Below are 23,550 nucleotides of genomic sequence, written 5' to 3'. Positions count from 1 at the left end.
GGCCCGGCGCTTCAGACCCCAGCGTCGGGCCGATTTGTATCTTATGAAGACCCGAACGGGTCGGAGGTTGACGTGAGTATCGAGCGCAGCGGCGCAGCAATCCTGATCGAATGTCTCAAGCGGCAAGGTGTGGAATTCGTTTTCGGATACCCCGGCGGCGCGGTGCTGCCGATCTACGACGAGCTATTCGCGGACGACGGCATTCGGCATATTCTGGTACGTCACGAAGCGGGCGCCGCGCATGCTGCGGAAGGATATGCCCGTTCCACCGGCAAGCCTGGGGTGGTGCTGGTAACCAGCGGGCCGGGCGCGACCAATGCCGTCACCGGTATCGCCGATGCCTATATGGATTCGATCCCCATGGTAGTGATCACCGGACAGGTGCCCACGGCGCTGATCGGGACCGATGCCTTTCAGGAAGCGGACACAATCGGCCTGACGCGGCATTGCACCAAGCACAATTACCTCGTGAAAGACCCCGAGCGGCTGGGCGCGACCATCGAGGAAGCGTTCCGCATCGCCACATCCGGCCGCCCCGGCCCCGTGGTCGTCGATATTCCGAAAGACGTGCAGATCGCCTTGGCGAACTGGGACGGTCAGGATGAAAGCCCCCTTCCCTCGCACCGCTATCAGCCCCGCATGGTGGGCGCCGCCGATGAGATCGCGGAAGCGGTCGAGATGCTGGCCGGGGCAGAGCGCCCGGTATTCTATACCGGCGGCGGCGTGATCAATGCCGGCCCGCGCGCGACCCAGTTGCTGCGCAAGCTGCAGGACATGACGGGCGCGCCGGTTACCAGCACGCTGATGGGACTGGGCGCGTTCCCCGCCGACCATCCGGACTGGCTGGGCATGCTGGGCATGCACGGCACATACGAAGCCAACATGACCATGAACCGGGCCGACCTGATCATTGCGATCGGGGCCCGCTTCGACGACCGCGTGACCGGACGGCTGGATGCCTTCGCGCCCGAAGCGAAGAAGGTTCACATCGATATCGACCGCGCGAGCATCAACAAGATCGTCCCCGTCGATCTCGGCATCATCGGCGACTGCGCCCATGTGCTCGAACAGATCGTGGAAGCCTGGGGCAATCGCAAACCCCGCGACCTGTCCGAATGGAAGGCGCGCATCCTGGGCTGGAAAGCGCGCGACTGCCTGGCGTATCCGGAGCGCGGAAGCGACCAGATCATGCCGCAGAAGAGCATCGAGCGCCTGTTCGCGCTGACGAAGGACCGCGATCCGATCATCACCACCGAAGTGGGCCAGCACCAGATGTGGGCGGCACAGTATTTCCATTTCATGCAGCCGAACAGGTGGCTGACCAGCGGAGGTCTGGGCACGATGGGTTATGGGCTGCCCGCAGCGATCGGCGCGCAACTGGGCAATCCCGACAGCCTGGTGATCGATATCGCCGGTGAAGCCAGCATCCAGATGAACATCCAGGAGCTGGGCACGGCCAGCCAGTATCGCCTGCCGGTGAAGATCTTCATCCTCAACAACGAGTACATGGGCATGGTCCGCCAATGGCAGGAGCTCACCTACGAGAGCCGCTATTCCAACAGCTATTCCGACAGCCTGCCCGATTTCGTGAAACTGGCGGAAGCCTATGGCTGGAAGGGCATCCGCATCGAGGATAAAAGCCAGCTGGATGCCGGCATCGAAGCCATGCTGGCGCATGATGGCCCGGTGATGGTCGATTGTCAGGTGGCCAAGGAAGCCAACTGTTTCCCGATGATCCCCAGCGGGGCGGCGCACACCGAAATGCTGCTTTACGGAGACGAAGTGGGCGGCACCATGGATGATGAAGCGAAGGCGCTGGTCTGATGGGAATGCAGCAGAAAATACCGCCGCAGTTTGCGGATCGCGCAGAACGGCGCGTGTGGTTCACCCGTGACGATGCCGACCGGTTGCTGAACTGGATCGAGGATAACGGCCAGCGTTTCCTGGGCATGGAAGTCGCGGAAAAACAGGACGACGAAGCCTGGGTCCTGCTGCCCGACACGCTCGACCTCAGCCGCCAGACGGATAATTTCGAAGCCGTGCGGCGCGGCCGCGATTTCCTGCGCGACTACGACGGCGAAGGGCGCATGTTCGAACCCCTGTGGCAGGATCGCGAACAATGAAGATCGCCATGCAAGCCGCCGAGCGGCACGTTCTCAATGTCATCGTCGACAATGAGCCGGGTATCCTGGCCAAGATCACGGGCATGTTCACCGCGCGCGGGTACAATATCGACAGCCTGACCGTGGCCGATATTTCGGAAGACCACGCGATCAGCCGGATCACCATCGTCACCAACGGTCCCGAGCCGGTGATCGACCAGATCCGCGCCCAGCTCGAACGGCTGGTGCCGGTGCACAAGGTGATCGACCTGACGGAAAGCGGCGCCCATGTGGAACGCGAACTGGCGCTGGTGAAGGTGGCGGGGAAAGGCGACAACCGGGTGGAAGCGCTGCGCATTGCCGAACTGTTCCGCGCCAATGTGGTCGATACCACGACCAGCAGCTTCGTCTTCGAACTCACGGGTTCGCCCGACAAGATCAACAGCTTCATCGCTCTCATGCGCGAACTCGGCCTCGTCGAGGTCGGTCGTTCTGGGATCGTGGGCATGATGCGCGGTCCCGCACAGGACTGACGCCAAAGTTTTCAAGAGGAATCCAATGCAAGTTTATTACGATACCGATTGCGACACGAACCTGATCAAGGACAAGAAGGTCGCCATTGTGGGCTATGGCAGCCAGGGGCATGCCCATGCGCAGAACCTGCGTGACAGCGGTGTCGGCGAAGTCGTCATCGCGCTGCGCGAAGGATCGGCGACGGTGAAAAAGGCGATGAGCGCAGGATTCACGGTGAAGACGGTATCCGAGGCCGCCGAATGGGCCGATGTGCTGATGATCCTTGCCCCGGACGAGCATCAGGCCGCGATCTACGCCAACGAGGTTGCAGGCAAGATGAAGCCGGGCAGCGCGCTGGCCTTCGCCCACGGGCTCAACATCCATTTCGGCCTGATCGATCCTCCGGCCGACGTCGACGTGATCATGATCGCGCCCAAGGGCCCGGGTCACACCGTGCGCGGCGAATACATCAAGGGCGGCGGCGTGCCCTGCCTGATCGCGGTGCACCAGGAAAGCGAGCAGTCGGGCGGCCAGGGTTATGCCAAGCAGCTCGCCCTGTCCTATGCCAGTGCCGTGGGCGGCGGGCGTTCGGGCATCATCGAAACCGACTTTAAGGAAGAATGCGAGACCGATCTGTTCGGTGAGCAGGCCGTATTGTGCGGCGGTATCACGCATCTGATCCAGGCGGGTTTCGAAACGCTGGTGGAAGCGGGATATGCGCCCGAGATGGCCTATTTCGAATGCCTGCACGAAACCAAGCTGATCGTCGATCTGCTGTACGAAGGCGGCATCGCCAACATGCGCTATTCGATCAGCAACACGGCCGAATACGGCGACATCAAGACCGGCCCGCGCATCATCACGGACGAGACCAAGGCCGAGATGAAGCGGGTGCTGAAGGATATCCAGTCGGGCCGGTTCGTGAAGGATTTCGTCCTCGACAATCAGGCCGGCCAGCCCGAACTCAAGGCAAGCCGCAAGGCCGCCGAAGCACATCCGATCGAGCAGACCGGGGCGCAGCTTCGCGCCATGATGCCGTGGATCGGGGCGAACAAGCTGGTCGATAAGGACAAGAACTGACGGATCGGGCGCAAGCGGGACGCTGCGGGGTTACCCCCGTGTGCCTTCTTGCGCCCTTCCCACGCGATGCGCACACTCCGGCCCGGATCTGCAACAGGAGACTGCATCAATGACTTTCCCCATCAAACTGCGCCACGCATTGCCGCTTGCCGGCGGACTTGCTCTCGTTCTGGCGGCCCCGGGTTTTGCCGACGATGCCCCCGCCATCCCCGGCCAGGTCGATGTCTCGCGCGTCACGGCCGGCACCTATGCGACCGATCCCGGACACACGCTGGTAAGCTGGCGGCTCAACCACTTCGGCTTCAACGACTATTTCGGCCTGTTCGGCGACATCGAGGGGACGCTGCAGCTGGACCCGGCGAACCCTGAAGCCGCCAGCCTCGACGTGACCATCCCGATCGCGGACGTGACCGTCGCATCCGCCGGCCTCAAGGACCACCTGCTCAGAGCGGGCAAGGACGGCGGCGAACCCGATTTCTTCGGCCCCAACCCCGATGCCGCGCGCTTCGTTTCGACATCGGTCACCCGCTCGGGCGAAACGGGCGCCACCATCGTGGGCGACCTGACCATGAACGGCGTCACGCGGCCCGTCACGATCGCTGCCGAATTCACCGGCGCAGGCGCCAACCCCATGAGCAAGAAGGAAACGATCGGCTTCGAGGGGACCACGACGATCAACCGCAGCGAGTTCGGCCTGTCGACCTTCGTGCCGATGGTATCGGACGAGGTCGAACTAACGATCAGCGCCGCGTTCGAAAAACAATGAAAGACAGGCGCGTCCATGGCACCGGGTCATGGACGCGCCCGCTTGCCTGCCACACTAGCCGGGCCGAGCGGTCGTCATGAAGCTTCGCGATTGTCATAATATCGGCGATTTCAGGGCGCTTGCCGAGCGGCGTCTGCCCTGGCCGGTGTTCGATTATATCGACGGTGCGGCCGACGATGAAATCACCAAGGCGCGCAACACCAGCGCCTTCGACGATGTCGATCTGGTGCCCGATGTGCTGGCGGGCGTGGGCGAAATCGACACCTCCTGCACGATCATGGGGCGCAGGAGTACCCTTCCCCTCATGCTGAGCCCAACCGCGCTGCAGCGCGCGTTTCACCGCGATGGAGAACGCGCGGTCGCATTGGCTGCGGAGAAATTCGGCGTGTGGTTCGGCATATCCAGCCTTGCCACTCACTCGATCGAGGAGATTGCAGCGCTGACGGGCGGGCCCAAGCTGTTCCAGCTCTACGTGCACAAGGACAAGGGGCTGAACGCCAGCATGATCGAACGGTGCCAGGCGGCGAAGTTCGATGCGCTGGCGCTGACCGTCGATACGATCGTGTCCGGCAAACGCGAGCGGTGCCTGCGATCAGGGTTCACCACGCCGCCTCGTTTCACCCCGAGCGCACTGTGGAGTTACGCCACGCGCCCGCGCTGGACGATGGATTACGTCTTCGGTCCGAAATTCCGCCTGCCCAATCTCGACCGTTATGTGCAGGAGGGTACGGGCAGGCCGGTCAGCATCCAGGATTATTTCAACACCATGCTCGATACGAACATGGACTGGGATACCGCCGCGCGCATCCGGCAGGATTGGGGCGGCCCTTTCGCGCTCAAGGGTATCATGAGCGTTGCCGACGCGCGGCGGGCGGTTGAAATCGGCGCCGATGCGATCATAATTTCCAATCACGGCGGTCGGCAGCTCGACGGCAGTCGCGCGCCGTTCGACCAGCTTCGCGAAATCGTCGACGCGGTCGGCGGCGAGATCGAGATCATTCTCGATGGCGGGGTCCGGCGTGGGACGCACGTTCTCAAAAGCGTGGCTGCTGGCGCAACCGCAGCATCTGGCGGGCGACTCTATCTCTACGCCTTGGCAGCCGCGGGTCAGGCTGGTGTGGAGCGTGCGGTGAACATCCTCAAGGAAGAGATCGAGCGGGGGATGCGGCTGATGGGCGTCACGTCGCTCGCGCAACTGACGCCGGACAGGCTGCGCTGGCGCTAACCTTCCGTCGCTTTCTTCGATGCCGCTACCACGCGGGTCATATCCGCCAGAAGGATCGTGCTGGTAGCCTTGGCCAACACGGTCCCATCCGCTTGCTTCAAATGCCCTTCGTAGAAACTTGTGCGCTTGCCGTGGCGCTCGACCCAGGCCTCGGCAATGACCAGCCCGGGCCGCGTCGGCGCGAAGAAGCTGACCTTGAGTTCGAGCGTCATCGGGACGATCCCCGGCCCGTTCTTCGCGATAGCGGCATGCGCCATGGCCGCATCGATCCACCCGCTGATGAAGCCGCCCTGCACTACACCGCCTGAATGGCATTGCTCCCGCTTCGCTTCGTATTCGAGAGTTGCCCGCCCTTCAGGATCGGTTTCGACGATGCGCACCAGCCCCATCGTTTCATATAGCGAATGCGCTTCGGCCATTGTCTGTCCTTGTGGATGAGAAATATAATTTCTCGGGATGCCCAAGACTGTTTTTCTTTACAACCCATACATCCTTTCGCATAGCGATGCGCATGAACGGCGCACTCGGCCTTATTCTGCGACTTACACGCCCTTGGGCGTGACAGCTTGCGTGCCTGCCCGGGTGCGCTGAGCGCCCAAGGGACGAAGTTTCACCCGCAAGTTTCCGCAAGATCCGAGATTTTCCAGATGTCCATGCTCCGCGACCCGAGCACCAAATATTCGCCTTTTCCGCAGGTCCCTCTGACCGACCGGCAATGGCCGACGCGCACCATAACGGCCCCGCCACGGTGGCTGTCGACCGATCTGCGCGACGGTAATCAGGCCATCGTTGACCCCATGGACGCGCACAAGAAAACCCGCTTTTTCGATCTGCTCGTCGACGTGGGCGTGAAGGAAATCGAAGTCGGGTTCCCCAGCGCAGGTGCGACCGAGTTCGATTTCATTTCCGGACTCGTGAAGTCGGGCCGGATCCCCGACGACGTGATGGTCCAGGTACTGACGCAAAGCCGGGAGGATCTGATCCGAACCAGCTTTGCCAGTCTGACCGGCGCGCGGGCGGCGATTGTCCACCTGTACAATGCTGTCAGCCCCGCTTGGCGCGAAGTGGTGTTCAACATGACCCGCGATCAGGTGCGGGACATCGCGGTTGAAGGCGCAAAAGTGATGCGCGACGAGGCAGGTCGGCAACCGAATACGGACTGGCATTTTCAGTATAGTCCGGAAACTTTTTCGACTGCCGAACTCGATTTCAGTCTCGAGGTTTGTGAAGCGGTTATGGATGTACTGGCCCCGACGCCGGACCATCCCATCATCCTCAACCTGCCTGCAACGGTCGAAGCGGCCACCCCCAATATCTATGCCGACCAGGTCGAATATTTCATCCGCAACCTGCCCAATCGCGAAAGTGCGGTGATCTCTCTTCACACGCATAACGATCGCGGCACCGGCGTCGCGGCAGCCGAACTGGCACTGATGGCAGGCGCAGACAGGGTCGAAGGTTGCCTGTTCGGTAACGGAGAACGCACCGGCAATTGCTGCCTCGTGACAATGGCGCTGAACATGTACACGCAGGGCGTCGATCCCAAGCTCGACTTTTCAGACATCGACGGCGTTATCGAGACCGTCGAGTATTGCAACGAACTGCCCGTCCATCAGCGCCATCCCTATGGCGGGGAACTGGTCTATACCGCTTTTTCCGGCAGTCATCAGGACGCCATCAAGAAAGGGTTCTCAGCGCTCGAAACGCAAAACGATCCGCATTGGCGCGTACCATACCTGCCGATCGATCCCGCCGATCTGGGCCGCAGCTACGAAGCCGTGATCCGCGTAAATTCGCAATCCGGCAAAGGCGGGTTTGCCTGGGTCCTGGAACAGGATCAGGGTCTCAAGCTGCCCAAGAAGATGCAGGCCGATTTCAGCCCGCATGTGCAACGCATGGCGGACCGTCTGGGGCGCGAACTCAATGCCGCCGACATCTGGGAGGCCTTCAGGACGGCCTACCATGTCCAGACCCGCCCCAAGCATTTCCAGCTGGTCGAATACGAAGAGCGTCGGGCAAGCGACGGAACCCGCCTCTTCACAGGCACGATCGCTGTGGAAGGACAAGAACAGACGGTATCGGGCCGCGGCAACGGGCTTATTTCATCGGTGGTGAGCACGATCGAGGACGCTTTCGGACTGAGCCTGGAAGTCGTCGATTATACCGAGCACGCGCTGACGACCGGGCGCGACAGCCGTGCGGCGGCCTATCTGGAATGCCGAACTGCCGAGGGATTTACGATCTGGGGCTGCGGGATCGACGAGGACATCGCAACGGCCAGTGTTCGAGCCGTGCTCAGCGCGGCCAATTCGGCGGTTTTGCCGACCTAGCGGATAGCGCGCAGAGGCGATGCGGGCATGTCGTTCGTGCCCGTTGGCACGAAATGCCCCATGTGCTGGGCAAAGCGCAGACGATTGCGGCCGGCAGCCTTTGCCGAATAGAGCGGGCCGTCGGCCGCCTGCATGGCCATCGACGAACTGCACCGTTCTGATATCCGCGCGATTCCTATGCTGGCAGTGACGTTGAAATGTCCGCCGTCATTGTCGGTCATCACGTTGCGCAGAATGGCAAGGCGCACGCGCTCGCAAATGATGGCCATGTTATCAACAGCCGAGCCGACGGCGACCAGCCCGAATTCTTCGCCGCCTATGCGAGCAAAAAAGCAATCGTCGCTCGCACTGTCACGCATGATCCCTGCGACCTGCTGCAGCACTTTGTCTCCCACCGCATGTCCATGGGAATCGTTGATCGCCTTGAAGTGGTCGAGGTCGATCAGGGCAAACCCGAACGGCCTTTCGTCGGCAAATTCGAGCTGCTCTTCAAGCACGCCGAGAAGAGCCCGGCGATTGGGCAGGCCTGTCAGCACATCGGTTCGCGCTTCCCGTGATATCTGGATTTCAGCGAGCTTGCGCTCGGTGACGTCGCGAATGGTCACGACAAAGGTCGGGGCCTGCTTCCTTGCAGGTTCGATGGCCCGCAATTTCGCTTCGAGCCAGCGTGTCTGTCCACCCCGCTCGACCGAGCGTTCAATGATCTCGGTCTGGCCTGGCCATCTGGCGGCCAACGCGAGCGCATCGACGACAATTTTGCGGTCGAACGTACCGAAGAACGCCGCGAGATGCCGACCTTCGACCGCGTCGTGCCCGCTCAGCCGCGTCGAGGCCGGCGATGCGAAGCGGATCGTTCCGCTTTCATCCAGATGGAGGAGAGCATCGTCGGAATGGTCGGCAATCAACCGTTGCATTGCTTCCCGGTTGACCAGTTCCTGCATGAACCGCTGTCGCTGCTTGAGCGCCACGGCCAGGGGAAACGATATCAGCAGGAGCACGCTGAGGTAGAATTGAACGAACAGGACTTTCTGCCACAATGCGAGGTGGAGTTCGGCAAAGACACCGACATCCAGCCCGACCGTCACGGCCGAAAATGCCGTTATGATCAGGACGGTGATCGATGCACCGAAGCGGCCGAAGTGGTAGCTTGCCAGTACCAGCGGTACGATCGGCAAAAACAGCGACGGCAATGTCGACTGGAGAAGCGCACAGGCTGAAATTGCCAAGGTCAATATGACGACGGCGGAGAAGGAGAACACCTTCCCGACTTCTCTGACCCGCATGACCAGGGGTTCACGGTATGACGTCAGCAGCAGGGCAAGCGGCATTACCAGCAGGGTGCCGAGGCCATGACCCACCAGCCATGAGAAAGCGTGAAATTGTGCGCTTCCGCCCACGATCTGCGTGACCAGCAGCCCACCGGGAATGGCCGCCGCGAACGGGCCCACAACACCTGCCAGCAAGCCGAGCCATACGATCCCGCGCTCGCTTTCGATATAGTCGCGTTCAGGCCGGATCCGCACGAGCAGCCAGGCAATGAACCAGGCTTCGAACACATTGATCAGCGCCAGAGGAAAGGCCCAGACAGGTCCGAACCCGAACAGGCTGGTCGCAGCTGTGCTCATCATAATCAGAAAGGCAGCGGCCCTGAAGTGCTGGGCGCGCGGCAGGGCCAGGAACAGCGCCGAGGCGATTGCCGTTCCCAGCCACACGAACGCCAGGCCACCCGTGAAGCGGGTCCAGAAGATCGTGCAGCAGGTAACGGCAAGAAAGAGTGTTCCGTAGGCCACGATACGCATCGCGGCGCGCATAGTTCGATCCGCAATCGCCATGAGCGTCTGGGTACAGTCCGGCAGTTAATCGCGCGAAGGAAAGCATATTGGTGAGATCACGTAGTCGGCCGCGATCCTCACCACGGCGTCGAACCAATGGGCGAACCAAATGGACGGATCCGCCAATTTCGCTTGTCAGGGCCGTGCCACTTCAGGTTTACATCGCTGCAAAGAAGAAAAGGGAAGAGGCTGACGATGACCGAAGACATTCTTGAACCCGATCTGCCGATCATCGATCCGCATCACCATTTATGGGATTTGCGGCCCCTGATCCCGGCCTTCCCCGAACCGCGACACGATTTCATCGATGCCATTGCCGGGGCAGCTTACTACACCTTCGACGAACTGCATTCGGACACGCATAGCGGCCAGAACATCATCGGCACCGTGTTCATGGAATGCGGTGCCTTTTACGACGCAAATCGCGGCGACGCGATGAAACCCGTGGGCGAGGTCGAATTCGTGAACGGCGTGGCGGCACAGGGCGCGAGCGGGCTCTACGGCGATTACCGGCCTTGTGCCGCAATCATCGGCCATGCCGACCTTACACTGGGCGAAGCAGTCAATCCGGTGATCGAAGCGCTGGTTGCAGCCGGCAACGGGAGGTTCAAGGGGATCCGCCATGCAGGCGCCTGGGATGCCGATGCAGAGGTCCTCGGACCTCCGTTTCACGCTCCGGAAGGTCTTTACGGATCGGATGCCTTTCGCGCCGGCTTTGCCGCTTATGCCGAACACGGATTGACTTTCGACGCCTGGCTGCTCGAGCCGCAGCTCGGCGATGTGCTGGAGCTCGCAAGAGCGTTTCCCGATCAGCAGATCGTTCTCGACCATTGCGGTACGCCGCTCAACATTGCCAGCTATCGCGGCAAGCTGGACGAACGCTTCGATACGTGGCGCGCATCGGTTAACGCGATCGGCGAATGCCCGAATGTCGCGGTAAAACTGGGCGGTCTTGCCATGGCGTTTTGCGGCATGCCCGAAGACGGACCTGCAGCGGGCCATGGGTCAGAAAAACTCGCCAAAATGTGGCAGCCCTATATCGAGACCTGCATCGAAGCTTTCGGTACAGACCGGGCGATGTTCGAATCGAATTATCCCGTCGACCGGTGGGGCGCGAGTTATCCGGTGTTGTGGAATGCATTCAAACGGCTTGCTCAAGGCTACAGCACCGAGGAAAAGCGTGCGTTGTTTGCTGGCAATGCCGCGCGCATTTACGACATCGAGCACATCCTTCCCGCCGCTTGACGTTTACGTAACGTCACCCTCGACAACGGGACGAAGCCGCCATAACCCCTCCTCGATCACACGAGAGAGGACCTACCGCCATGACCCTACCCGCCCCCTTCGACAAGCTGCGCCTGCCGGTCATCGGCTCGCCGCTCTTCATCGTATCGGGTCCGGAGTTGGTCATCGCGCAGTGCAAGGCGGGGATCATCGGGTCTTTCCCCGCGCTCAATGCCCGCCCGCAAACCCAGGTCGACGAATGGCTGCATCAGATCACCGAAGAACTGGCCGCACATAATCGCGACAATCCCGATCGTCCGGCGGCGCCCTATGCCGTGAACCAGATCGTGCACAAGTCGAACGACCGGCTCGAAGCGGACATGGCGACTTGCGCCAAGTGGCAGGTGCCCTTGGTCATCACCTCGCTCGGCGCGCGCGAAGAGGTGTTCAGTGCCGTCAAAGGCTGGGGCGGCATTTCCATGCACGACGTCATCAACGACCGGTTTGCGCGCAAGGCTATCGAAAAGGGTGCCAGCGGCCTCATCCCCGTGGCAGCGGGCGCAGGCGGCCATGCAGGTGTCCTCAGCCCGTTCGCGCTGATGCAGGAAATCCGCGAATGGTTCGACGGGCTGGTGGCCCTGTCTGGCTCGATCGCGCATGGGCGCTCGATCCTGGCGGCCCAGGCGCTGGGCGCGAATTTCGCTTATATCGGATCGCCCTGGATCGCTGCCACCGAAGCCAATGCCGACGAACGCTACAAGCAGGCGATCGTGGAAGGGCGTGCCGACGGCATCGTTTATACGAACCTGTTTACCGGTGTGCATGGAAACTATCTGCGCTCGAGCATCGAAGGCGCGGGTCTCGATCCGGAAAACCTTCCGGTCAGCGATCCGAGCAAGATGAACTTCGGCAGCGGCGGCAATACCAAGGCCAAGGCCTGGAAAGACATATGGGGTTCGGGTCAGGGCATCGGAACGGTCACGAAAAGTGCGCCGGTCGAAGAAACCGTCTCCCGGCTTGAACGCGAGTATCAGGCGGCCAAGACAGAACTGGCGAAAACGATCGGCTAACGGGCGCGCGCCGCATTTGCCAGTTCGGCAGATTCGAGTGCTGGTCGGACGCCAATGGTGGCCGTCCGATCATCCGGTTCAAGTCGGATTAGGCAGCCATCCTCCAGCCAGCGGTCTTCCGCAACATCGGGGGCGCCGTAGCCTGCCAGATCGTGGGCGATGCTCGCTGCCATACGCATGGCAGCGGCTTCGTCATTGCAAAGATCTTTGTCGATGACGAGCTCCCTGCCGAACAGGAATGCCAGTCCGTCGGTTCTCCACGTACCGTCCGCTTCGCTGTAAAGGCCGAACAGACCGGGCGCAGGAATTTGCCCGCCGGCCAGCCAAGCATTGACCGCATCAATGAACGTCGATGCTGCAATCGCTGTTCTGGCGGGCGTCCAGCACACGGCGCGCACCCCGTCGATGCGTTCCGCAAGCTTTACGCCGAGACTCAGCAGCGTGCGGATGACGAGCAAGGCATTTGCGCCGCCTGCCAGATGCGGCGCCGGATAAAGGCCCATCGCATCGCAACCCGACAGATCTTCAACGCGACAATCGAATGCATATTGGATGGGCGGAGGAGAAATCGGAGCATCCGATGCGAGGCCATGGATATCGAATGTCAGGCCATCGACAATGACTTCCACAATCCCCGAGGCATTCAATATGCGGGGAATGCTGACATCGGCACGCGGTATATCCGCTATCATCCTGTGCAGGGCATCATGATCGGGCAGACCGCCCGGTTCGAGCAACAGCAGGAGACCCGGCAGGCTTGATTTTCCCGCTTCGTTGTAGGACGCTTCATTCACCGCTCGATCCCCGTTCGATAGATTGTCAGAAAATACCCTGGGCAAGGCCTTCCGCCATCGCTTCGCCCATTTGCCTCGCCTGCTCGATGTCGCTTTGGGCAACAGTCTTTTCGGCCAGAATTTCCTCTGGCTCCTGCGCGTCGGTATTCACGATCCAGGCCTCGGTCGCACGTTTCAGCCGCCATCCGGTTGCGATTCGGTCGATCTGGCGCTGCGCCCCTTCGCCATCCGACCCGGCGGCGATGATGGTTGCATAGGGTCGCCCCTCGATCTGCCCCAAAACGGGATAATAGCAGCGGTCGAACATCTCTTTCATCATGCCGCTCATGCTGGCGAGATTTTCAGGACAACAAAACAGATATCCGCCGGCAGACAGCAGGTCGGCAGGGGCGCAATCTTCTGCGCGCAGCAGCACGCCCCCCTCGCCCGCACCATCGGCAGCCGCTCTGGCCAGTTGTTCGCTGGTGCCGGTCCGGCTGTGCCAGACGATGAGGAGGGATCCGGTAGACATTCACACAGCATCGCCAGCGCCTGTAGATTGTCAATGCATGCACCTTTCGCATCGTCGGCCGACAGAGTATTGCCCCGCCATGCCATCACAGGCCCTTTCCAACGTATTTGGTGTATCCACTTCGCTCACGGGGCGCGCCTGGTGCTGGCGAGGCGGCAATATGGAACTCGGCAACGCCCCTTCGCTCGGCGATAATATCGTGCGCCAGCTCCTGTTGTCGCGCGGGGTCGCACCGCACGATATCGACCGCCACCTGACCCCCACATTACGCAACTTCCTGCCCGACCCGTCGCTTTTTCGCGATATGGACACCGCGGCGGACCGGATCGCACAGGCTGTCCTCTCCGGCGAAAAGATCACCATCTACGGCGATTACGATGTCGATGGCGCGACCAGTTCCGCGCTGCTGATCCGGCTGTTGCGCGATCTCGGCGTGGAGGCCGGCTATTATATTCCCGATCGACTGCTCGAAGGATACGGCCCATCGGGCGAGGCGCTGGTCAAACTGGGCGAGGAAGGTTCGAGCCTGATCGTCACCGTCGATTGCGGCGCGATGGCGCATGAGGCGCTGGGCATGGCGCATGATGCAGGCATCGATGTAATCGTCGTCGATCATCACAAATGCTCTCCCGACCTCCCCAAAACGGTTGCGCTGGTCAATCCGAACCGGCTCGATGAGGAAGACGAGGCTGCATCGCATGGCCATCTGGCCGCGGTCGGTGTCGCGTTTCTGCTCGCCATTGCCGTGGTGCGGACATTGCGGAACCGCAGCTACTTCGAAAATCGCAAGGAGCCAGACCTGCTGGCGCTGCTGGATGTGGTGGCGCTGGGCACTGTGGCAGACGTAGCGGCTCTGCACGGCCTCAATCGCGCGTTCGTGGCGCAAGGCCTGAAAGTCATGGCGAAGCGCGACAACATCGGCATGGCCGCGTTGATCGATGCCAGTCGGCTCAAGCGCGCCCCGGCCTGCTCCGATCTCGGCTTCGCACTTGGCCCAAGAATCAATGCTGGCGGACGGGTCGGCGAATCGACATTGGGCGTTCGGCTGCTGACGACGCGCGATCCCGACGAGGCGCGGGAAATTGCTGCACAACTTTCAGCCCTGAACGATGAACGCCGCGCGATCGAGGCGGCTGTTCAGGAAGCTGCCGAAGAACAGCTAGCCGCCCAGCACAATCGTGCCGTCCATCTTGTTGCGGGCGATGGGTGGCATCCGGGCGTTATCGGTATCGTGGCTGGTCGCATCAAGGAAAAGACCGGCAAGCCATCGCTTGTCATCGCTCTCGACGGGCAAACCGGCAAAGGGTCGGGACGCTCGATTACCGGAGTGGATCTGGGTGCAGCGATCATCCGCGCACGAAGCGAAGGGATGCTCGTTGCAGGCGGAGGGCATGCCATGGCGGCGGGCTTGACTGTCGATAGCGACCAGATCGAACGATTTGCAGACTGGCTCGATTCCACTCTGGAAGGACAGGTTGCACGGGCCACGGCGAGCCGCGAAATGGCGCTCGATCTTTCGGTGGCTCCCGGCGGCCTGACACCGGAACTTGTCAATTCACTCGAAGAAGCCGGCCCTTACGGGGTGGGCTGGCCCGGTCCGCGCATTGCCGTAGGGCCGGTGCGGCTGGTCAAATGCGACATTGTCGGCACCGATCACGTCCGGCTGATCGCTGCTGGCGATGATGGAAAGAGCTTCAAGGGAATCGCCTTCCGTGCAGCAGAGAGCGAAATGGGCCAGGCTCTGCTCCACGCTTCGCAGGGGCGCAAACTGTGGCTCGCCGGGCGTGTGAAGATCGACGATTGGGGCAGCCGTCCCCAGGCGGAGCTTCACCTTGAAGACGCTGCCTGGGCGGATCGATAATATTGCGTGCATTCCAGGGTTGACGACCCGCACCCCCGCGCCTAATTGCCCCGCCACGCCACCGACCCGCCAAGCGGGCGTGGCCCGTTCGTCTAGCGGTTAGGACGCGGCCCTTTCACGGCTGAAACACGGGTTCGATTCCCGTACGGGTCACCACGGTGGTGGTATTGCTTCTGCAATCCGCGAAAAGCGCCACTCCTGTGGCCCGTTCGTCTAGCGGTTAGGACGCGGCCCTTTCACGGCTGAAACACGGGTTCGATTCCCGTACGGGTCACCACTTCCACAATCTTGGAAACAAAGCAGGTGGCGCACATCGTCGCGGCCCGCTAAGCCGCGACCGCGATGAGCGAGCCGAGCTTCCCCTGGTCAGGATTTGTGCTGGCGTTCGTCGCCTGCATCATTCTCGCGACTCTCGGCGTAGATCTGATCTACGTCGGGCTCGTCCTGCTGGTATGGGTTGGTTCTCTCTATCTCGTGGCTGCCCGCCCCCCCGAAGCAAAGGCTGCCCCTGCCGGCCCGGCCTTTACGCGCGACAATATGGCAGACCTCTTCGAACATTCCGAAACGCCGGTGGTCATCACCGAACGAGACCGGGTCATCATTGCAAACCTTTCGGCGCGCACCCTGCTCGGCAGCCATATCGTCGGGCAGGATGTACGAATGGCTCTGCGCCAGCCCGAAGCAATCCGATTGCTTGCACGCGATAGCGAAGGCGGGGCAGTTGTCCGCGGCCTCAATCGCCGTACCGATATCTGGCGGATCAATCGCAAGACCCTGCCCGGTGGGCTGGCCGTTATCGAGTTCGTGAACAAGACGGCCGAAGCGGATATTTCGCGGGCGCACACGGATTTCGTCGCCAATGCCAGCCATGAACTGCGGACGCCATTGGCGTCGATTATCGGTTACGTCGAAACATTGCGCGAAGACGTCGAAAGCCTCGAACCGAACATGGCAGACAAGTTTCTCGGCACGATCCAGCGGGAAGCGAAGCGTCTGCAGGATCTCGTCAGCGACCTTATGTCCCTGTCGCGAATCGAGGCTGAGAAGCACGACCTGCCCAGCGATACGCTCGATCTATCGAAACTGGCCGAACGTGCGGCCAGCGATGCAGCCAATGGCGAACGATCGGGTCTGCTCGATTTCGAATCGACCGGAGCGTTCCCGGTCCGCGGCGACCGGCAACAGCTCGAACAGCTTGTCCGCAATCTCGTCGACAATGGATTCAAATACGGCGCATCGGATAAGCCTCTAGCCGTCCGCCTGCATCCACAGGGCGAAAATCGGGTCCGCTTGACCGTCACTGATCGCGGAGAAGGCATCGCTGCAGAACATATCCCTCACCTTACCCGGCGGTTCTATCGCACCGATCCCGGCCGCAGCCGTGCGTCCGGGGGAACAGGGCTTGGTCTCGCGATCGTAAAGCACATCGTCGAACGGCATCGCGGCCGCCTGGATATCGACAGCACGCTTGGCGAAGGTACGCGGGTTACGGTAGTTCTGCCGCTTGAGAAAGATGACACGGCCGAGTGATCGATTGATCGTGCGTTTTCAGTGGACACTCATTTCGATTGGCGTGTGTCACAGAAGTGTAATTTCCCGGTCATAGGGGCGTCGCTAGATCGTAATCTTCCGTCCGAAAAAGAGCTGCACCAATGGCTGTTCTCAACCGAGTGATATTGCCGGCTAGCTTGTTCGCCCTATTCCTGGCGAGCCCGGCTTACGCGCAAGACACTTCCGTTTCGACCGTCAAGGTCGCGGCGGCTCGTCCTCAACTTGCGATCACGAAGTCTCGGGCCAAGCTGTCGGTCGGGAAGATCAAGGTGACGCAGAACGCGGCGTATGAAACGCAGGGCGCACCGGCCCCTACCGGCAAGAGCAAGGATAACGGCTGGAGCTTCGAACCGCATGGACGGCTGATGCTGGACGGCGGGTTCATAGATGCCCCCGCATCGACCGGCGTGGATGACGGTTTCGCTCACGAGGTCCGTCGTGCGCGTTTGGGTGCAGCGGGGGATATCCCCGGCGGGTTCGGCTATAAGGTGGAACTGGGCTTTGTGAACAAGATAGGCGAAGTCTTCGACGCCGACCTTTCTTACACGACCGGCCCGGTGGAAATTATCGTCGGTCAACACAACAGCTTCCAGTCTCTCGAAGAACTGACCAGCAGCCTGCACACCTCGTTTATCGAACGCGCCGCCTTCACCGACGCCTTCGATCTGCGGCGCAAGCTTGGCGTTTCGGCCACCTATTCGAAGGACGCCCTGCTCATTCAAGGCGGGTTCTTCACAGACAACATCGAAGATACGGCCGACGATAACCGCGGCGTCGATATCCGTGCGGTCTACATGCCCAAGACAGGTGCGACCCAATGGCATATCGGCGGATCGTTTCATTATAACGATCTTGGCCAGCCCGACGCGACAGTCAGATACCGTCAGCGCCCGCTTGTCCATTTTACGGAAAAGCGCTTCCTCGACACGCGCAGGATCACTGCACAGAGCGAGACTAGTTTGGGTGTGGAGACAGCAGTGGTCCGGGGACGCTTTCATGCCGCCGCAGAGGGATACTGGCAATTCGTCGATGTCACCAGCACTGCGAACGATCCCGGATTCTTCGGCGGTTCCGTCGAAGCGGGTGTGTTCCTGACGAAGGATTCGCGCACCTACAAAAAAGGCAAATTCGACCGCGTCAAACCCAACACGCCGCTGGGCAAAGGCGGGATCGGCTCGGTCCAGTTCAACGTTCGCTACGACCACCTGGATCTGAACGATGCCGGCATACTTGGGGGCAAGCAGGCCGGATATTTCGCATCGCTGATCTGGAAGCCGACGGCCTACACCCTTTTGCTCGTGAACTACGGACGTCTCCACTACACCGATGCCGCTATTCCCGCGGCCGACGGTGACAGCAATTACGATGTCGACGTCCTCGGCGTGCGTGCCCAGGTCGATTTCTGATCGTGCGGCACGGCTGAAGTCAAATATCTGTCGCAACCATGTAATATAGAAGCGCTTTGGCGCAGCTAGCTATCAATCCCCGAGGGCATCCCATGACCAAGACAAAATCTTTCATCTTCGCTGCCGTATCCGCCGCTGCTCTTGCTGCCTGTGGCGGCGCCGATGGCGGCTCGCGCGATTCCATTCGTGCAGTCGGTTCTTCGACGGTCTTCCCCTTCGCCAAGGCGGTGTCGGAATCCTTCGTTCGTACGCACCCCGATTTCCGTTCGCCGATTATCGAAGCGACCGGTACTGGTGGTGGCATGAAGCTCTTCTGCGCCGGTCTGGGGGCCAGCACCCCAGACATGACACATGCTTCGCGTCGCATGAAAGCCAGCGAATTCGCAGGTTGCCAGGCTAATGGCGTGACCGACATCATCGAAGTTCAGGTGGGCCTCGACGGCATCGCCTTCGCTTCGGCGAAGAACGGCATCACCATGAACCTGACACCGAAAATCGTTTACGAAGCTCTGGCGGCGTCGCCCTATGGCAAACCGCAAACCGCCAAGACCTGGTCCGATGTGGATCCCTCGCTGCCGGACCTGCCGATCCTGGTGTACGGCCCGCCTTCCACCTCAGGCACACGCGACGCGCTGAAAGAACTGGTTCTGGAAGCAGGCTGTGAAACCGATCCGAACATGGAAGCGCTGAAGGAAACCGACAAGGATCGTTTCGGCCAGCTCTGCACGGAAGTCCGCTCGGACGGCGCATATGTCGATCAGGGCGAGCAGGACAACCTGATCGTCCAAAAGATCGAAGGCAATCCCAATGCCGTCGGGATATTCGGCTACAGCTACCTCGAAGAAAATTCGAACAAGGTTCAGGGCCTCCACATGAACGGCGTAGCCCCGACGTACGAAAACATCTCGAGCTTCGAATATCCGGGCGCCCGCCCGCTGTATGTCTACGTCAAGAAAGCGCATCTCGATGCGATTCCTGGCCTGAAGCAATATCTCGCCGAGTGGACGAAGATGTGGGCAAAGGATGGCGATCTGGCCAAGATTGGTCTTGTCGCCTCGCCTGACGACGTTATGGCGGCCAACCAGAAAGCAGCCACAGAGTTCACCACGCTCGACGGCGCGCAGCTCAAGTAAGGTCTGAATACACTTATGTCGCCCGCCATTCTGCTTCTCCTGGCCCTCGGGCTCGGGCTTGCCGGATGGCTGGCGGCCCGTGCGCGTGCGTGGACCTTCCGCCGGTCCAGCGCCGATGGCCGGATTGCCAGCCTCCCGAACTATCATGCCTGGTATGTCGCCCTGTGGGTGGTTCTGCCGGTCCTGGCATTCGTTGCCTTGTGGAGCGCGATCGCGCCCGGTCTGGTCAGCCAGTCCGTGCTCGCCAGCCCCGCAGCGGCGGAGCTTCCTTCCTTCGGGTTCCAGCGCCAGACGATCCTTAACGAAGCGCGGGCCGTGGCTACCGGTGCAGCACCCGGCGTCTTCAATCCGCAGGCCGCCGGTCTGGTCGAACCGTTTCGCGCTGCCTTGTCCCACTACAATCTGATCGGCGTCGTCGTAACGCTGCTGATCGCATTCCTGGGGGGCGTCTGGGCATTCCTGCGCCTCAAGCCCGATTTTGCGGCCCGTTCGAAGGTCGAGAGAATCGTGATGGCGATCCTGTTGGGCGCTTCGTTGGTCGCGATCCTCACCACGCTCGGCATTCTCGCCAGCCTGATCTTCGAAACGATCCGCTTCTTCGGGATGGTTTCGCCGATCGATTTTCTGTTCGGTACGCACTGGGGCCCAGACCCCATGGCCAATGCCGCCAACCCCGACAGCAGCCGCTACGGCGCGGTGCCCCTCTTCTGGGGGACGTTGTTCATCGGCGCGATCATCGCGATGATCGTGGCCATCCCCCTCGGCCTGATGAGCGCGATCTATCTGACGCAATATGCCGACCCGGCCCTGCGTAAATGGATCAAGCCTGCGCTTGAAATCCTCGCCGGTGTGCCGACCGTGGTCTACGGTTATTTCGCTGCGCTGACCATTGCTCCGGCCATCCGCAATATCGCCATCTCTCTAGGCGCGACGAACCCGTCCAGCGAAAGTGCGCTTGCCGCAGGCCTGGTGATGGGCGTGATGATCATTCCCTTCGTTTCGTCCATGGCTGACGACAGCATTGCCGCCGTGCCCCAATCCATGCGTGACGGAAGTCTCGCGATGGGGGCGACGACGAACGAAACCATCCGCCGCGTCCTTGTGCCCGCAGCCCTGCCCGGCATCGTTGCCGGCATCATGCTCGCTGTCAGCCGCGCGATCGGTGAAACGATGATCGTGGTGATGGCCGCGTCGACTGCCGCCAATCTCACTGCCAACCCGCTCGAATCGATGACCACGGTCACTGTGCAGATCGTGGCCATGCTTACAGGCGAAGGAAGTTTCGATCATCCCGCCACTCTGAGCGCCTTTGCGCTGGGGTTTGTCCTGTTCATGGTCACCTTGGGCCTCAACTTTATCGCACTCCGCGTCGTCAAGAGGTACCGCGAAGCTTATGACTGAGCGTCTCGATCCCACGCGCCAGGCCGCTTTCGAAGCCCGTCTGAAGAAACGCTACGCTGCGGAACGTCGCTTCAAGGCATTTGGCCTTGGCGCGATCCTGTTCTCGGTCGCCGTGTTGCTGTTCCTGCTCGGGACGATGACGCTCAACGGTATCGGCGGTTTCCAGCGCGTCGAGCTCGAAGTTCCGATCGACTTCACACAGGCCGGCATCGCGGCAGATCCCGCAACCATGGATCAACCGGGCGCGATCCAGACCCTCGAAGCGCAAGGGCTGCGCGACGTCGTTCAGTATTTCGCGCAGGAAAACCTCGGCGAAGAAGCGGCTTCTCAGCTTGGCGGTCAGGCTTGGCGCGATGTTGCCGACGAAATCATCGGCAATCCTTCCGTTCTGCAGACCCAGGCAAGTTTCTGGCTCCCCGCATCTGCAAGCCTCGCTTCTGGTTATCAGGGCGAAGGTTCGCCTGAGATGCGGGCGCTGGCTGCGCAGCTTTCCGAACGCGGTCAGATCGCCAAACGGTTCGATGCCGGGTTCCTGACCCGTTCGGACGCCACCAACCCGCAGCAGGTGGGCATCTGGGGCGCGCTGAAAGGCTCGATCCTGACCATGCTCATCACCCTTGCGCTGGCCTTCCCGATCGGTGTCCTCGCTGCGCTCTACTTGGAAGAGTATGCACCCAAGAACCGGTGGACGGACGTGATCGAACTGTCGATCAACAATCTGGCTGCGGTTCCCTCGATCATTTTCGGTCTGCTTGGCCTCGCCGTATTTCTGACCCTTTTCCCGAACCTGCGATCCGCGCCGATCATCGGCGGCATGACGCTGGCATTGATGACGATGCCCGTTATCGTCATCGCCGGACGCAACGCGATCAAGGCCGTACCGCCCAGCATTCGCGACGGGGCGCTGGCTGTCGGCGCATCGCCCGTACAGGTTGTCTTCCACCATGTCCTGCCGCTCGCCCTTCCCGGCATACTTACCGGTACCATTATCGGCATGGCCCGCGCTCTGGGCGAAACGGCGCCGCTGCTAATGATCGGCATGCGCGCTTTCGTCGCCACCCCGCCCGACGGATTCACATCGCCGGCAACCGTATTGCCGATGCAGATTTTCCTCTGGTCGGATGAAATCGACCGCGGCTTCGTGGAACGCACGAGTGCGGCAATCATCGTACTATTGTTGTTCCTGCTCGTCATGAACGGGCTCGCCATCTACCTGCGTAACAAATTCGAGAAAACCTGGTGACCGTAGTCCACGACAACCTCGAGAAGACCGAAGCCAAGATGAGCGCCAAGGCGGTTTCAGTCTTCTATGGCGACAAGAAGGCTATCGACGAGGTCTCGATCGATATCCCGACCCAGTATGTGACGGCATTCATCGGTCCATCCGGTTGCGGCAAGTCGACCTTCCTGCGCACGCTCAACCGTATGAACGACACGATCCCTTCGGCCCGCGTCGAAGGCGAGATCGAACTGGATGGCCGGGACATATACCGCTCCGGCATGGATGTGGTGCAATTGCGCGCACGGGTGGGCATGGTTTTCCAGAAACCCAATCCATTCCCCAAATCGATTTACGAAAACATCGCCTACGGCCCGAAGATCCACGGTCTGGCCGAGGGCAAGGACGAACTCGATGCGATCGTGGAGAAATCGCTCAGGCGCGCGGGCCTTTGGGAAGAGGTGAAGGATCGCCTTCAGGATAGCGGCACCGCCCTGTCAGGGGGGCAACAACAGCGTCTTTGTATCGCCCGCGCTATCGCGGTCGATCCGGAAGTGATCCTGATGGACGAACCATGCTCGGCCCTCGACCCGATCGCGACTGCCAAGATCGAGGAACTGATTGCCGAACTCAATGGCCGTTATGCCATCGTGATCGTTACCCATTCCATGCAGCAAGCCGCACGTGTCAGTCAGCGTACCGCTTTCTTCCACTTGGGAAAAATGGTGGAATATGGTCGTACTTCTGACATATTTACCAATCCGCACGAACAGCGCACCCAGGATTACATCACTGGACGCTACGGATAAGGCCATGAATTCGATGCAAGAACACACTGTAAAGGCCTTCGACGAAGATATTACGCGGCTGCGCGGCCTTATCGCCGAAATGGGCGGGCTCGCCGAAGCGGCTGTCGAGCGTTCGCTCGAAGCCTTGGTCAAGGGCGACGACGAACTTGCCGACCTGGTCATCAAGGGCGACAAGAAGATCGACGCGCTCGAAACCGAGATCGACAAGCTCGCGGTCCGTATCATCGCCCTCCGCGCGCCAATGGCCGACGATCTGCGCGAAGTGATCGCCGCTCTCAAGATTGCCGGCGTCGTCGAACGGATCGGCGATTATTCGAAGAACATCGCCAAGGCGAGCAAGCAGATCGGCCCGAACCGCAAGCAGTTCGAACCGCTCACGCTGCTTCCCGCGATGGCCGAAGTCGCCGCGGAAATGGTTCACGATGTGTTGACCGCCTATGCCGCACGCGATGCCGAACTTGCCCGCGAAGTCATCGCGACGGATGAGAAGGTCGACGCTTTCTACAACTCGATTTTCCGCAACCTCGTCAGTCACATGGTGGAAAACCCTTCCACGATCTCGAGCGCGGCGCAGATGCTCTTCATCGCGCGCAATCTCGAACGTGTGGGCGATCATGCAACGAATGTTGCTGAAATGGTGCATTTCGCCGCAACCGGAAACTATCCGCCCGACGAGGACAGTTGACACAAAACTGTAGTTCAAAGGTCATAAAGCCATGCCGA

At 60.9% G+C, this 23,550-nt stretch carries 21 protein-coding genes and 2 tRNA genes; 19 read left to right on the top strand and 4 right to left on the bottom strand.

Annotated features, from left to right (window positions below):
- The first annotated feature begins 72 nt into the window (after window positions 1–72).
- From ilvB to KYK83_RS04885, 6 genes are all read left to right on the top strand, one after another.
- Window positions 73–1,824 carry a biosynthetic-type acetolactate synthase large subunit gene (gene ilvB, locus KYK83_RS04910; RefSeq protein WP_222827386.1) on the top strand — a complete coding sequence of 584 codons (1,752 nt, stop codon included), beginning with the start codon at window positions 73–75 and terminating at the stop codon, window positions 1,822–1,824.
- Complete coding sequence (locus KYK83_RS04905; protein ID WP_103023380.1) at window positions 1,824–2,123, top strand: hypothetical protein; 300 nt, start codon at window positions 1,824–1,826, stop codon at window positions 2,121–2,123. Before ilvB ends, KYK83_RS04905 begins: the two co-directional genes overlap by 1 nt.
- Window positions 2,120–2,635, top strand: a complete 516-nt coding sequence (ilvN, locus tag KYK83_RS04900) for an acetolactate synthase small subunit (protein ID WP_103023379.1) — start codon at window positions 2,120–2,122, stop codon at window positions 2,633–2,635. Before KYK83_RS04905 ends, ilvN begins: the two co-directional genes overlap by 4 nt.
- A gap of 25 nt (window positions 2,636–2,660) precedes the next feature.
- A complete protein-coding gene (gene ilvC, locus KYK83_RS04895) occupies window positions 2,661–3,695 on the top strand; it encodes a ketol-acid reductoisomerase (RefSeq protein WP_222827385.1) in 1,035 nt (344 codons plus the stop codon).
- Window positions 3,696–3,804: 109 nt separating this feature from the next.
- Window positions 3,805–4,461 carry a YceI family protein gene (locus KYK83_RS04890; protein ID WP_221598499.1) on the top strand — a complete coding sequence of 219 codons (657 nt, stop codon included), beginning with the start codon at window positions 3,805–3,807 and terminating at the stop codon, window positions 4,459–4,461.
- A gap of 76 nt (window positions 4,462–4,537) precedes the next feature.
- On the top strand, window positions 4,538–5,686 hold the full coding sequence (locus tag KYK83_RS04885) for an alpha-hydroxy acid oxidase (RefSeq protein ID WP_222827384.1): 1,149 nt from the start codon (window positions 4,538–4,540) through the stop codon (window positions 5,684–5,686).
- Here the strand turns inward: KYK83_RS04885 and KYK83_RS04880 are convergent.
- A complete protein-coding gene (locus KYK83_RS04880) occupies window positions 5,683–6,105 on the bottom strand; it encodes a PaaI family thioesterase (RefSeq protein WP_103023375.1) in 423 nt (140 codons plus the stop codon). The two genes, KYK83_RS04885 and KYK83_RS04880, sit on opposite strands and share 4 nt — an antisense overlap.
- Before the next feature lie 228 nt (window positions 6,106–6,333).
- Between KYK83_RS04880 and leuA the strand changes: the two genes are divergently transcribed.
- Entirely contained in the window at window positions 6,334–8,016 is a 1,683-nt protein-coding gene (gene leuA / locus KYK83_RS04875) for a 2-isopropylmalate synthase (RefSeq protein WP_222827383.1), read from the top strand.
- Here leuA and KYK83_RS04870 read toward each other — a convergent pair.
- Window positions 8,013–9,827, bottom strand: a complete 1,815-nt coding sequence (locus KYK83_RS04870) for a sensor domain-containing diguanylate cyclase (protein ID WP_222827382.1) — start codon at window positions 9,825–9,827, stop codon at window positions 8,013–8,015. The two genes, leuA and KYK83_RS04870, sit on opposite strands and share 4 nt — an antisense overlap.
- Before the next feature lie 216 nt (window positions 9,828–10,043).
- Here KYK83_RS04870 and KYK83_RS04865 point away from each other — a divergent pair, with 216 nt between their 5' ends.
- Window positions 10,044–11,093 (top strand): amidohydrolase family protein, encoded by a 1,050-nt coding sequence (locus KYK83_RS04865; RefSeq protein WP_222827381.1) that lies wholly within the window; start codon window positions 10,044–10,046, stop codon window positions 11,091–11,093.
- Between the two features lie 80 nt (window positions 11,094–11,173).
- A complete protein-coding gene (locus KYK83_RS04860) occupies window positions 11,174–12,142 on the top strand; it encodes an NAD(P)H-dependent flavin oxidoreductase (protein ID WP_196846250.1) in 969 nt (322 codons plus the stop codon).
- Here KYK83_RS04860 and KYK83_RS04855 read toward each other — a convergent pair.
- Complete coding sequence (locus KYK83_RS04855) at window positions 12,139–12,936, bottom strand: hypothetical protein (protein WP_222827380.1); 798 nt, start codon at window positions 12,934–12,936, stop codon at window positions 12,139–12,141. The genes KYK83_RS04860 and KYK83_RS04855 overlap by 4 nt on opposite strands.
- A gap of 25 nt (window positions 12,937–12,961) precedes the next feature.
- Complete coding sequence (locus tag KYK83_RS04850; protein WP_222827379.1) at window positions 12,962–13,447, bottom strand: flavodoxin family protein; 486 nt, start codon at window positions 13,445–13,447, stop codon at window positions 12,962–12,964.
- A 160-nt stretch (window positions 13,448–13,607) separates the two neighbouring features.
- Between KYK83_RS04850 and recJ the strand changes: the two genes are divergently transcribed.
- The 10 genes from recJ (at window position 13,608) to phoU (ending at window position 23,512) form a co-directional block, all read left to right on the top strand.
- Entirely contained in the window at window positions 13,608–15,308 is a 1,701-nt protein-coding gene (recJ, locus tag KYK83_RS04845) for a single-stranded-DNA-specific exonuclease RecJ (RefSeq protein WP_430299022.1), read from the top strand.
- Window positions 15,309–15,389: 81 nt separating this feature from the next.
- Window positions 15,390–15,464, top strand: a tRNA-Glu gene (locus KYK83_RS04840).
- Between the two features lie 46 nt (window positions 15,465–15,510).
- Window positions 15,511–15,585 (top strand) — tRNA-Glu (locus tag KYK83_RS04835).
- Window positions 15,586–15,650: 65 nt separating this feature from the next.
- Window positions 15,651–16,838: a sensor histidine kinase gene (locus KYK83_RS04830; protein ID WP_222827377.1), complete on the top strand. Its 1,188-nt coding sequence runs from the start codon at window positions 15,651–15,653 to the stop codon at window positions 16,836–16,838.
- Window positions 16,839–16,960: 122 nt separating this feature from the next.
- Window positions 16,961–18,265 carry an OprO/OprP family phosphate-selective porin gene (locus tag KYK83_RS04825; RefSeq protein WP_222827376.1) on the top strand — a complete coding sequence of 435 codons (1,305 nt, stop codon included), beginning with the start codon at window positions 16,961–16,963 and terminating at the stop codon, window positions 18,263–18,265.
- Between the two features lie 92 nt (window positions 18,266–18,357).
- Window positions 18,358–19,398 carry a substrate-binding domain-containing protein gene (locus KYK83_RS04820; RefSeq protein ID WP_222827375.1) on the top strand — a complete coding sequence of 347 codons (1,041 nt, stop codon included), beginning with the start codon at window positions 18,358–18,360 and terminating at the stop codon, window positions 19,396–19,398.
- 15 nt (window positions 19,399–19,413) lie between these two features.
- Window positions 19,414–20,799: a phosphate ABC transporter permease subunit PstC gene (gene pstC / locus KYK83_RS04815; RefSeq protein ID WP_222827374.1), complete on the top strand. Its 1,386-nt coding sequence runs from the start codon at window positions 19,414–19,416 to the stop codon at window positions 20,797–20,799.
- On the top strand, window positions 20,792–22,042 hold the full coding sequence (gene pstA, locus KYK83_RS04810; protein ID WP_103023363.1) for a phosphate ABC transporter permease PstA: 1,251 nt from the start codon (window positions 20,792–20,794) through the stop codon (window positions 22,040–22,042). The genes pstC and pstA overlap by 8 nt, the downstream gene beginning before the upstream one ends.
- A gap of 38 nt (window positions 22,043–22,080) precedes the next feature.
- Window positions 22,081–22,827, top strand: a complete 747-nt coding sequence (gene pstB, locus KYK83_RS04805; RefSeq protein ID WP_221598073.1) for a phosphate ABC transporter ATP-binding protein PstB — start codon at window positions 22,081–22,083, stop codon at window positions 22,825–22,827.
- A 13-nt stretch (window positions 22,828–22,840) separates the two neighbouring features.
- Window positions 22,841–23,512, top strand: a complete 672-nt coding sequence (phoU, locus tag KYK83_RS04800) for a phosphate signaling complex protein PhoU (protein WP_103023361.1) — start codon at window positions 22,841–22,843, stop codon at window positions 23,510–23,512.
- Window positions 23,513–23,550: the final 38 nt, after the last annotated feature.

Origin of the sequence: Qipengyuania pacifica, from assembly GCF_019857205.1 — a bacterium.
Classification (GTDB): Bacteria; Pseudomonadota; Alphaproteobacteria; order Sphingomonadales; family Sphingomonadaceae; genus Qipengyuania; species Qipengyuania pacifica.
This window is presented reverse-complemented; position numbering and strand designations above follow the sequence as displayed.

Coding starts and splice junctions, on each gene's coding strand:
- KYK83_RS04850 (WP_222827379.1), bottom strand. CDS start 13,447: ATGTCTACCGGATCCCTCCTCATCGTCTGGCACAGCCGGACCGGCACC.
- leuA (WP_222827383.1), top strand. CDS start 6,334: ATGTCCATGCTCCGCGACCCGAGCACCAAATATTCGCCTTTTCCGCAG.
- KYK83_RS04860 (WP_196846250.1), top strand. CDS start 11,174: ATGACCCTACCCGCCCCCTTCGACAAGCTGCGCCTGCCGGTCATCGGC.
- KYK83_RS04890 (WP_221598499.1), top strand. CDS start 3,805: ATGACTTTCCCCATCAAACTGCGCCACGCATTGCCGCTTGCCGGCGGA.
- recJ (WP_430299022.1), top strand. CDS start 13,608: ATGGAACTCGGCAACGCCCCTTCGCTCGGCGATAATATCGTGCGCCAG.
- ilvC (WP_222827385.1), top strand. CDS start 2,661: ATGCAAGTTTATTACGATACCGATTGCGACACGAACCTGATCAAGGAC.
- KYK83_RS04825 (WP_222827376.1), top strand. CDS start 16,961: ATGGCTGTTCTCAACCGAGTGATATTGCCGGCTAGCTTGTTCGCCCTA.
- ilvN (WP_103023379.1), top strand. CDS start 2,120: ATGAAGATCGCCATGCAAGCCGCCGAGCGGCACGTTCTCAATGTCATC.
- KYK83_RS04830 (WP_222827377.1), top strand. CDS start 15,651: ATGAGCGAGCCGAGCTTCCCCTGGTCAGGATTTGTGCTGGCGTTCGTC.
- KYK83_RS04880 (WP_103023375.1), bottom strand. CDS start 6,105: ATGGCCGAAGCGCATTCGCTATATGAAACGATGGGGCTGGTGCGCATC.
- pstA (WP_103023363.1), top strand. CDS start 20,792: ATGACTGAGCGTCTCGATCCCACGCGCCAGGCCGCTTTCGAAGCCCGT.
- pstB (WP_221598073.1), top strand. CDS start 22,081: ATGAGCGCCAAGGCGGTTTCAGTCTTCTATGGCGACAAGAAGGCTATC.
- KYK83_RS04820 (WP_222827375.1), top strand. CDS start 18,358: ATGACCAAGACAAAATCTTTCATCTTCGCTGCCGTATCCGCCGCTGCT.
- pstC (WP_222827374.1), top strand. CDS start 19,414: ATGTCGCCCGCCATTCTGCTTCTCCTGGCCCTCGGGCTCGGGCTTGCC.
- KYK83_RS04870 (WP_222827382.1), bottom strand. CDS start 9,827: ATGCGCGCCGCGATGCGTATCGTGGCCTACGGAACACTCTTTCTTGCC.
- KYK83_RS04905 (WP_103023380.1), top strand. CDS start 1,824: ATGGGAATGCAGCAGAAAATACCGCCGCAGTTTGCGGATCGCGCAGAA.
- KYK83_RS04885 (WP_222827384.1), top strand. CDS start 4,538: ATGAAGCTTCGCGATTGTCATAATATCGGCGATTTCAGGGCGCTTGCC.
- phoU (WP_103023361.1), top strand. CDS start 22,841: ATGCAAGAACACACTGTAAAGGCCTTCGACGAAGATATTACGCGGCTG.
- KYK83_RS04865 (WP_222827381.1), top strand. CDS start 10,044: ATGACCGAAGACATTCTTGAACCCGATCTGCCGATCATCGATCCGCAT.